Source organism: Vreelandella lionensis, from assembly GCF_002087295.1.
Taxonomy (GTDB): Bacteria; Pseudomonadota; Gammaproteobacteria; order Pseudomonadales; family Halomonadaceae; genus Vreelandella; species Vreelandella lionensis.
Window position 1 is genome coordinate 1 of the sequence record NZ_MWVI01000025.1, and the last position, 10,467, is coordinate 10,467.

Annotated in this window: 8 protein-coding genes and 2 pseudogenes; 8 read left to right on the forward strand and 2 right to left on the reverse strand. The window is 55.1% G+C overall.

Annotated features, from left to right (window positions below; all coding sequences use genetic code 11):
* The first annotated feature begins 30 nt into the window (after positions 1–30).
* The 7 genes and pseudogenes from B4967_RS20045 (at position 31) to B4967_RS20055 (ending at position 6,471) form a co-directional block, all read left to right on the forward strand.
* Positions 31–156 (forward strand): hypothetical protein, encoded by a 126-nt coding sequence (locus tag B4967_RS20045; RefSeq protein ID WP_279384644.1) that lies wholly within the window; start codon positions 31–33, stop codon positions 154–156.
* A 17-nt stretch (positions 157–173) separates the two neighbouring features.
* Positions 174–530 (forward strand): P-II family nitrogen regulator, encoded by a 357-nt coding sequence (locus B4967_RS03380; RefSeq protein ID WP_035561679.1) that lies wholly within the window; start codon positions 174–176, stop codon positions 528–530.
* A 204-nt stretch (positions 531–734) separates the two neighbouring features.
* Positions 735–1,955 (forward strand): TolC family protein, encoded by a 1,221-nt coding sequence (locus tag B4967_RS03385; RefSeq protein ID WP_083023584.1) that lies wholly within the window; start codon positions 735–737, stop codon positions 1,953–1,955.
* 21 nt (positions 1,956–1,976) lie between these two features.
* Positions 1,977–2,354, forward strand: a complete 378-nt coding sequence (locus tag B4967_RS18715; RefSeq protein WP_243470307.1) for a hypothetical protein — start codon at positions 1,977–1,979, stop codon at positions 2,352–2,354.
* Entirely contained in the window at positions 2,332–3,261 is a 930-nt protein-coding gene (locus B4967_RS03390; protein WP_243470308.1) for an efflux RND transporter periplasmic adaptor subunit, read from the forward strand. Before B4967_RS18715 ends, B4967_RS03390 begins: the two co-directional genes overlap by 23 nt.
* Positions 3,262–3,275: 14 nt before the next feature.
* A pseudogene (locus tag B4967_RS20050) lies at positions 3,276–5,245 on the forward strand (efflux RND transporter permease subunit); the annotation flags it as partial.
* A 37-nt stretch (positions 5,246–5,282) separates the two neighbouring features.
* Positions 5,283–6,471: pseudogene (locus B4967_RS20055) on the forward strand (efflux RND transporter permease subunit).
* A gap of 52 nt (positions 6,472–6,523) precedes the next feature.
* On the opposite strand, the gene B4967_RS03400 reads toward B4967_RS20055, so the two are convergent.
* Both B4967_RS03400 and B4967_RS03405 read right to left on the reverse strand, forming a co-directional pair.
* A complete protein-coding gene (locus B4967_RS03400; RefSeq protein ID WP_083023586.1) occupies positions 6,524–7,846 on the reverse strand; it encodes an ATP-binding protein in 1,323 nt (440 codons plus the stop codon).
* A 29-nt stretch (positions 7,847–7,875) separates the two neighbouring features.
* Entirely contained in the window at positions 7,876–8,547 is a 672-nt protein-coding gene (locus tag B4967_RS03405; RefSeq protein WP_083023588.1) for a response regulator, read from the reverse strand.
* A gap of 382 nt (positions 8,548–8,929) precedes the next feature.
* Between B4967_RS03405 and B4967_RS03410 the strand changes: the two genes are divergently transcribed.
* Positions 8,930–10,255, forward strand: coding sequence for an IS1182 family transposase (locus B4967_RS03410; protein ID WP_035561699.1), 1,326 nt, complete (start codon positions 8,930–8,932; stop codon positions 10,253–10,255).
* The last annotated feature ends 212 nt before the right edge of the window (positions 10,256–10,467 follow it).

Below are 10,467 nucleotides of genomic sequence, written 5' to 3' on the forward strand. Positions count from 1 at the left end.
CTTTTATCCCCATCATGAGAAATCCGGGCTATGTCCAACGGGCCACTGGCAACGGTTGTGGTTGGCGGTCTGATCACTTCAACGCTGCTGACGCTGGTGGTGTTGCCCAGTGTGTACCAGTGGTTTGCATCTGAACGTCGTGACGTTTCAGTCTGATAGTCAGGAGACGGTTTATGTATGAAATAAAAGCGTATGTCAGAGAAGTGATGGCAGAGCATGTGGTTGATGCTCTGGCCAAAGTTAAGGGGGTGGCAAGTATTGCTGTCGTGTCTCTCGGCGAATTTGGTCATCTGGTCGGCGATGAGTCGCCTCTGGAGAAAGTGAAGATGGTCAAGCTGGAAATAGACGTAGCGACCGATGATGTCGCTGGTGAAGTTGTGGAACTCATTGTCAGAACGGGCAGAACCCAGGAAGGGCACCCGGGTGACGGCAAGGTGCTTGTATCCCGCCTGGTTCGGGCTGTTCGTATCGACGATGGTGCGACCGACGAGAGCGCACTTCAACCGGCATCAAACCAGCGCTTTTCCTAGATTGGATGGCGGCATCGTGGCCATGAGTCGCGTTGCCGCTTCTCCCCGCCCTTATTGAGGAGCACTTTCAAGTTCCCTGAGCTAATGCCTTCCAAATTCAAGTTCATTTCAACCTTTTCACTTACTATCTCCACCTCTACCTACTTTGTCATGGACGCCTCGCGCCCATGAATTGTGGCTATTTACCCCTTCGGGAGAAAGTCGATGAAGGCAAGCAAGCACTCGCCCAGGGCGTTGCTGTGTTCAGTACTATTGTCTATTCCTCTGTTCGGTCAAGCGGAGACTGTGAATTGGACAAATTGGCTCACTGGCCAGATAAGCAAACATCCGGATGTTATGGCGGCGACAGAGCAGGCGGCAGCCCGGAATCAGGATGCTGAGGCAAGCGAACAACCGCTGTATAACCCGGAGCTGTCTGTTGGAGCAGACAGAACGGGCAGTGACAACAACTTTGTGGCAGGGCTATCACAAACGATCGATTGGTCTGATCAACAGGGTGCGCTAAAGGACAAGGCAAAGCTGATCAGGCTTTCCGCTGAAGCTGATTTGAACGAGGCGGTTTTGGCACAAACGTCCGAGTCGCTGTTTGCGCTTGTCGAGTGGCGCGCGGCGACGCGTGCCGAAGAAATTGCGGAATCCCAGCAACACCGTCTGGATGCCTTGCTGGAGCAGGTTGAGCAACGCCAGCAGGCAGGTGATCTGGGGCGTGCCGATGCAGAGCTTCTGTTTCTAAATCTATCCCGTCAGTTGAGCGAAGTCGCCCAGGCAAAGGCCGCAGTTGATCGGGCAGAAACTCAGGTTCAAGAACGTCTGCCGGACTGGAGGCCTCAGGATGGGGGGATCCCCGGGCACATTTGGCCGGCTCTTGCTTCCAGGGTCGATAACGACAATTTGCTGGCTCATCCGTCAATTGTTGCCGCCCGCGCGAGGTGGCAGGTGCTGCGGAGCGAAGCCGAGGTGGTCAGTCGCAGAGCGGCGGCATCTCCCACGGTCGGGCTGAGCGGAGGGCGTGATGGCGGTGAGAACCTGGTTGGCCTGACATTCTCGATCCCTCTGAACGTCCGTAATAACTACAGCGCTGAAATCCGGGCCGCGAATCGGCGGGCTCTGGAGGCCGATGCGCGGTTTCAGGCGCTCTACCGGAAACAACAATATGACCTGGCAGGCGCTCGCGCTTCCTGGAAGCGATACGACACCCAACTCAGCCGATGGACAGAACTCTCCCAGGGGCGTGTACAGCGAAGTGCTGATTTGCTTGAGAAGCAGTGGCAGGTCGGCGACCTCTCCACCTCTGAGTATCTCCAGGCGCTGGGCCAGCGCGCGGAGAGCCTGAAAACCGGTATGGAACTGGAAAAGCAGGCGCAGTTGGGTCTGATTGAGCTCTTGAGCCAGTCTGGCGAACTGATCACCCTCTTCCAATACTAGTCTGGAAACTGGATATTCATTATGAAAAAAACTCTGATTTCTGTATTCGCATTGACGTTGCTTACAGCCCCACTTTCTTTTGTACAGGCAGAGGAAGATGCTCATCAGGAAGCCGGTCATGATCATGCTGCCAGTGGCGACGGTCATCAGGAAGTCACCGGTGAGGAGGGCGAGTATAAGGAAGATCATGGTGAAGAAGGTGAGCATGAGGAGGAAGGTGAGCATGAGGAGGAAGGTGATCATGAAGAGGAAGGGGGGCACGGCCACGAAGACGAGAACGGTGGCCATGAAGAAGCGGCCACCGCAAGCATCAATGCCAAACAGAAAGAGCTCGCCGGCATTGAAGTAGCAGCCCTTGAGAGCAAGCGCGTTGACTATGAAAATCTACGCTCCCGGTGAGCTGCTGACCAACGGCTATACCAGCTATCACGTGTCCCCCCGGGTTGCCTCAGTGGTGCTGCGGCGTCACGTGGAACTGGGTGAGCACGTAACCAAGGGCCAGCCGCTGGTAACCCTGTTCAGTGAGACGGTGGCACAGGCGCAGGCGGATTACAGGAAAGCTTTTCCTGAATGGAAGCGAATCAGCGGGCTGGGTCGTGCCGTGGTTGGCGATCAGCGGTTCAATACAGCGAAAGCCAACATTGAAGCAGCAAGGGCGACTCTGCTTGCTTGCGGGCGGAACGATGATGACATTGGTGCGTTGAAGGCCAGCGGGGTGGATAGTCTCGGTGAATACATGCTCAGGGCTCGCGTGGATGGTGCAGTACTGACCGATGAGTTTGAGCAAGGACAAAGAGTTGAGGCTGGCCAGCCGCTGGTGACTCTTGCTGATGAGAGTGAGCTTTGGGTAGAAGCCCATCTGCCAGCAAGCTCCGGCATTGTTCTAGAGAAGGGCGCGGAAGCCGAAGTCAGGGCAGCGGGTCGTGTGGGCGTGGCAACGGTGTCCCAGGAAGCCCACACCATTGATCCTGTGACCCGCACGCGGATTGTCAGGCTTGAGCTGGACAATCCTGAAGATCGTTTTCATCCAGGAATGTTCGCAGATGTGTATTTTCGTTTTAAGACCAGCGAGCCGGTGCTTGCCGTGCCGGAGACTGCATTGATGCGTGGCGCGGACGGCGACTGGACGGTCTATGTGGAAGAGGCCGAAGGCGAGTATGAACCCGTGGAAGTGGAACTGGGCCGCTCAATTGGCGGGCTCCGTGAGGTTTCCGGCCTGGCTGCGGGCCAACGAGTCGTTTTGCGGGGCGCATTTTTTGTGGCCTCTGAGATTGCCAAAGGCGGCTTTGATCCGCACAACCACTGATTCCGGGAGCCATTATGTTCAACCGAGTAGTCGACTTGGCGGTTCAGAACCGCCTGTTGGTTCTTATTGCGCTTGCAGTGCTTATCGCCACGGCCGCGTTTCAGATACCAAAACTGAATCTTGATGCTTTCCCCGACGTTACAAACGTCCAGGTCGCTGTTAATACAGAGGCGCCCGGACTTGCGGCTGAGGAAGTCGAGCAGCTGATCACCTATCCCATTGAAGCGGTGATGTATGCGTTGCCGGATGTTGAGGAGGTTCGGTCCATCTCCAAAACCGGGTTGTCTGGTGTCACCGTGGTCTTTAAAGAGGGCACGGATATCTATTTCGCGCGCCAACTGGTTTTCGAGCGGTTGCAGGCCGCGCGGGAGCTGATCCGGACGGGGTCGGGGTGCCTGAAATGGGGCCGAATACGTCCGGTCTTGGCCAGGTCTACCAGTACTTGCTGATAGCGGACCCGGATTCGGGGTACGACGCAATGGAATTGCGCAGCTTGCACGACTGGCTGGTCAAACTGTTGCTGATACCGGCTGAAGGGGTTACGGAAATACTGTCGTTTGGCGGAGAGGTCCGCCAGTACCAGGTTAACCTGAACCCGGCGCGAATGCTGTCCTATGACTTATCACAGAACGATGTCATGGAAGCCGTGGAGAACAACAACTCCAATGTTGGGGGCTGGTATATGGGCCGCGGGCAGGAGCAGTTGGTTATTCGCGATATGGGCTGGCTGGGTAATGGCGAGCAGGGGCTCGAGCAGATCCGTCAGGTGCCCGTTAAAACCAGTGATGGCATTACAGTGACAGTGAACGATGTCGCCGATGCAGCGCTGGGCACTGAAATTCGCCAGGGTGCGGTAACCATGACCCGGAAGGATGAAGCCGGTCAGGTTGAACAACTGGGTGAAGTGGTTTCTGGCATTGTACTCAAACGAATGGGGGCCAACACAAAAGCCACCATCGACGGCATCGAGGCCCGCATTGATCGCATAAATCAGGCGCTTCCGAGTGGGGTTCGTTTTGAGCCCTATTACAACCAGGCGGATCTGGTGACCAAGGCCGTAGAGACGGTGACCAATGCGCTTTTGTTGGCTTTTGTGTTTATTGCGATTGTGCTTGCCCTGTTCCTGATGAATCTGCGGGCAACAACGCTCGTGCTGCTTTCTATACCGATTTCTATCGGTATTGCGCTGATGATCATGGCCTGGTTCGGTCTCTCGGCCAACCTGATGTCTCTGGGCGGCATTGCTGTGGCAATTGGCATGCTGGTGGACGGCTCTGTTGTTATGGTCGAGAACATGTTCAAACATCTGACGCATCCGGATGCTGAGCATGACGCCCGTCGGGATGAATTGGTGAAAAACGACCCTGACCCATTGGACGCGTCACACGATGACCATGGCATTGCGCTTCGACTGCAGGAGGCAGGCCGGGAAGTGGCGCGACCAATTTTTTTCGCGACGGCGATTATCCTGGTCGTTTTCATGCCTTTATTCAGCTTTGAAGGTGTGGAAGCCAAGCTTTTCCAGCCAATGGCGATCAGCATCATGCTGGCCATTGTGTCCGCTGTGATCGTCGCTCTGGTGGTTGTACCCGCGCTGGCGTCATACATGTTCCGTAAGGGTATCCGGGAGCGGGAAAGCTTCATTCTAAAACCCCTGGAAAAGCTCTATCGCATGGGGCTTGCCTGGTCACTGAAGCATAGCCGCGTGGTTGTTGGCGCGGCGGCTGTTCTTGTTGTGCTGGCGGCGCTGGTTGTGCCACGACTCGGCACGGAGTTCGTGCCTGAACTGGAAGAGGGCACGATTAACCTCCGGGTGACCCTGGCCCCTTCATCAAGCCTTGATACGGCGCTTGAAGTGGCGCCAAAACTGGAAGCCATGCTGATGGAATTTCCAGAAGTGACCTACGCGCTGTCCCGGGCGGGGCGGGCGGAAATAGGCGGCGATCCGGAGCCCGTCAACAACATCGAAATCTACATTGGCCTCAAGCCAACAGCCGAGTGGACCAGCGCCAGTAATCGCTATGAATTGCAGGCCCTGTTTGAGGCGAAGCTCGAACAGCACCCGGGGCTACTGTTTAACTTTTCTCAGCCTATTGCAACTCGGGTTGACGCAATTGTTGTCTGGTGTCCGCGCGCAGTTGGCCATCAAACTCTTTGGCCCGGATCTCAAGGTGCTGGCCGAGAAAGGCCAACAGATCGAAGCGGCGGTCCGAACTGTTCAGGGGACCCGGGACGTGGCCATGGAGCAGATTGCCGGTGAAGCGCAGTTGGTGGTTCAGCCAGACCGTCAGGCACTTTCCCGGTACGGACTCGCCGTGTCTGATGTGATGAGTGTCGTCCGGGACGGACTGGGTGGTGCCGCCGCGGGCCAGATCATCAACGGAAATGAGCGGTACGATATCTATGTGCGCCTGGCCAAACGTTTCCGGGAAGACCGGGATGCCATTGCTGATCTCAGGTTGCAGGCGCCTTCCGGAGCCTGGGTGAGACTCGGTGATGTGGCCGATGTGTCTATTGAGTCCGGCCCGCCCCAGGTGCGCCGCGACGACGTTCAGCGCCGTGTGGTCATTCAGTCCAATGTGCAGGGTCGGACATGGGCAGTGTGGTTGCCGATATTCAGGATACCATCGCGTCAGAAGTGAACCTTCCCCCCGGCTATTCGGTGGATATTGGTGGTCAGTTCGAAAACCAGCAGCGAGCTCAGAAACGATTGACCATTGTGGTACCTGTATCTCTGGGGCTGATTGCGCTGTTGCTCTACTTCGCTTTCAGTTCGGTTGGTCAAGCGCTGTTGATTCTGGTCAACGTGCCGCTTGCCGTAATTGGTGGTGTCTTTTCGCTCTGGGTCTCCGGCCAGTATCTTTCAGTGCCCAGTTCCGTTGGATTTATCACACTGTTTGGTGTGGCGGTGCTTAACGGGGTCGTTATGGTCGAAAGCATCAATCAGCGAATAAGGATGGGTTGAGCATGGATGCCGCGGTGTTTGAAGGTGCCGTCTCCCGTTTACGTCCTGTCTTGATGACAGCAATAACCTCGGCGCTCGGCTTGATACCGATGCTGTTGTCGACGGGCGTGGGAGCGGAAATCCAGAAGCCACTGGCCAGCGTGATTGTTGGTGGTCTCGTGACTGCAACTTTCCTGACACTCTTTGTTTTGCCGGTTCTGTTCGGTCGCTTTTCAAGAGCCAAGGTGAGTGATATCCAACGGTAAAAAATGGGAGAAGCCGCGCTGCGTCATCGACGGTTGCCTTTCTGGAGGTTTTCTAATCCGGAAGTGGCAGTAGAATGACAATGCTGGCTCCTCCGTTTTTTGAGGTACCCATGTTCATCTGTCCGAGGTTGTCTTCGACAATCTCGGACACGATGGACAATCCGAGCCCGAAACCGGCGACCGTTTCATCCAGCCTGGTACCCCTGTTCATGACAGTGGCTGCCGCCTCGGGAGAAATTCCGGGGCCATCGTCCGCTACTTCTATGGAGAGTCCTGATGACGTGCGGGCGATTGTAACGTCGACGGTTGTCTGGCACCACTTCCCGCCATTTTCGAGTAAATTGCCAAGTAGCTCTGAAAGATCCTGTCGCTCCATTGGCCAGCTGAAGTTTTCAGGTAAGTTGGTGTGGAGGCGAAAAACCGTGTCAGGGAAGATTTTTTCCATAACGGTGATGACACTTGCCGTGATTTCAACCGGCATGCACGTCCGTCCCATCTGTCTGCCTGATATGTCTGCTTTGCTCATCCGGTATTTCAGGGATTTGTCAAGCTCCCGCAAGTTAGAGGCCATAAACACAACATCCTCCCGGGACGGAGGCAAGGTATCGATATCCGACAAAATGGCAAGATTGGCAGAAATAGAGGTTTTGACCAGGTGAGAGAGATCGGAATTCAGGCGGCGGTGGCGGTCCAGCCGCCGGTTTGACAGCTCGAGCAAATCATTGAGCTGCCGGATCAGCGGACGAAACTCTTCCGGCACGTGAGGGTTCAGACGACTTTGTTTCCCGGATTGGAGCCGTCTCAGGTCCTCTTTTATCCTACTGATGGGCTTTAACGTCAGATGTGTGGTGGTTCCAATCAGTGCCAGCAGTATCGCCAGAAGAACGGCCGAGGCACCGAGCAATGTCAGGTGGGCCTTCAGCGGTCGTTCAGAGAGCGCCCTCTCGGTTTCAAGAACGGTGATTGAGGCCAGCTTTTCAGTAGCGGTGAACGTACGTCTAAGCCCAAAAAGCGTGTTCGCGCCCTGCGCTATGTGAATAAAACCCTCGGGCTTATCCACAACGCCCTGCATTTGGCTCAGGTCAAAGTTGTTGCTCGTCAGGACGCTCCCGCCTGCCGTTTCGATGACGATGGCATGCCCCAGAAGCATTTCAAACTGATGGATCATGTTCCTGAGGTCGTCAGTTGTCGGGGACTCGGCTTCAATGATTGCCTGAAAGTTTTCCAGCTCTTTACTCAGGTGTTGCTTCCTGGACTCGTCCGATAGTTGCTTTATCACGTAGGTGTGTGAAAAGAATATCAGAGTAAAATATACGAGGCTGAAAACAGCACCATACTGAATGGCTGTTCTGCGGATACTTTTCGGAGCAGACATATTTTAACCTGGTTGGTTCACTCGGGCGTTCAGCGGTTAGGATCTTTTTCGAAGTAGTAGCCCTGGCCACGCAATGTTTTTATTTTATTGACCCCTATTATTTTTCTAAGCCGGGTTATGTAAACCTGAACGACATTTCTGGTGGGGCATCTTTCTATGTTGTAGAGGGATTCAACCAGGTCGTCCTGGGAAAACACTCGGTCCGGTGAACGGAGGAAACACTGTAAAAGGCGGAATTCCGTAGCTGTCAGTCTGAACTCTTTCTGGTCGGGCGTGGTAAGCGTTCGGTAGGTGGCGTTGAGATGAAATCCGTCGACGCTGATCTGGTCTGTCGTTCTGCCGTCCTTTCTGCGGATAATCGCACTGAGCCGGGCTTTCAGTTCATCAAACTCAAACGGTTTGGGAAGGTAATCGTCGGCACCCGCGTTCAACCCTTCTACTCTCTCAGTCCAGTTGGAGCGTGCGGTCAGAATAAGGATGGCCTCTTTTTTCCCGTTTTTTCTCCATCTTTGCATTAAAGACAGTCCATTTTCATCGGGCAGTCCGATATCGAGAATAACGGCCTGGTAGGAGCTTGTTTCAATCAACGAGTCCGCTTCTTTGCCGGTTTTGGCGATATCGACTGTGTAGTGCGCCTGCGCAAGCCAGTCCGATATTTTTTTGGCAAGTACAGCATTGTCTTCAACAATCAGAATTTTCATTTGTAAGCGCCGTTTTTCGTGGTGGGAAAGTTTCGCCAGTCTGCCATGGATTGTACCAGTAACGGCAACTCCCCAGAAAAACAGCAACCCGTTAAAAATGGGGGGTTACCGGTCGACTTTTCAGTTTGATTTCAGTTGCACCGGGTAGCGTCAACAATCGAGCCACGAACGCGAGAAGCTGTATATACATGGTTTTAGGAGCAACCTATGAGCGATAGACATTTCTATGCAGGTGTGTCCAGGCGCCGCCTTATACAAGGAGCTGCCACAATGGGACTTCTTGCCGGTTTCGACAGTTGTTACAGGCCTATGCTAGGAGTCTGCGCGGCAGGAGCCACCTTCTGGCATAATACGTAAAAATTCTTCAGCACCGGAGAATCCGATGGGAACCACCTTCCGCCCCTATTCACCTGATCAGGAACTGCTTCTTCCCCCGAGCCTGAACGAGTGGCTGCCCGAAGGGCATCTGGCCTATTTCATCAGTGACGTGGTCGAGGAACTGGATCTGAGTGCCTTCTACGCCCGGTATGAAGGGAGCGGTCGGCGCAACTCGCCTTTCGATCCGCGGATGATGTTGAAGGTGTTGATCTATGCGTACGCGACCGGCGTGTTTTCATCACGAAAGATCGCCCGGAAGTTGGAAGAAGATGTCGCCCTTCGGGTCCTGGCGGCTGGCAATTTCCCCAGACACCGCACTATCTGCGATTTTCGCAAGCAACACCTGGCTGCGTTCAAGGCCGTATTTATTCAGGTGGTCCGGATCGCCCAGGAAGCGGAATTGGTTACTCTCGGTACGCTGGCGATTGATGGCACCAAGGTCCGGGCCAACGCCAGTAAGCACAAGGCCATGAGCTATGACCGCATGCGGGAGGAAGAAGCCCGTCTGTCAAAAGAGGTTGATGAGCTTTGTGGCCAGGCTCGCCGTGTGGATGAATCGGAAGACCAACAGTTTGGCCCGGATCAGCGGGGCGACGAGTTACCCGAAGAGCTTCAGCACCGTCAGGGGCGGCTGGACAAGATCCGGGCAGCGAAGGAGAAACTGGAAGCGGATCAAAAAACGCAAGATGAGGCCAAAGGCCGGCATCCAGACGATGATCGCCGCTCACCCAAGGGTGGCCGGAACTTCAAGAGAGATTATGGAGTTCCGGAGGACAAGGCTCAGAGTAACTTTACCGACCCCCAAAGCCGGATCATGAAAACGAATGATGGGTTCCAGCAATGCTATAACGGCCAACTGGCCGTGGATGGCGAGTTCCAGATCATCGTGGGCAACCGCCAGGGTAACAACCCCAGTGATAACGGCTGTCTGGTGCCGCTGCTGGGCGAGGTAAAAGAAACTCTGGGAAGTTACCCAGGCCAATGTCTGGCTGATGCGGGTTATCGCAAAGAGGAAGACTTGCAGGCATTGGAGACAAAAGGCATAGATGGCTACGTCTCGCTGCGCCGGGAAGGCAAAAAAACCGGAGATATAAACGCGAGCCGGTACCCGGCGACGGCCCGCATGGAGGAGAAGCTTACCACGGCGGAGGGGCGAGCAGTCTACGCTCAGCACAAGCACATGGTTGAGGCGGTGAATGGCTGGATCAAGAATGTCCTGGGCTTCCGGCAGTTCGGCTTGCGGGGCCTTCAGGCGGTGCAGGGTGAATGGGATCTTGTCTGTCTGTCGCTCAATCTCAGGCGCATGAGTTCACTGATGAGGTTGGCATAAGTCGCTGAGGCAGCCTTTGGCTCACGGTAGGTACAGCTGGGGCCCTGCGATGCCCCTTTTAACCGGTTAACTGGCTGGATCGAAAGCGATGATGGAGCCGATCCGATATCGCGAACACTCCTTCCGGCCAGACAATGATCCGGTCTGGCGGAAACGAGGGCTCAAAACGTTTCTGCCGCGCAGACTCCTAGCCCGGATTTCTCATAGGTCCC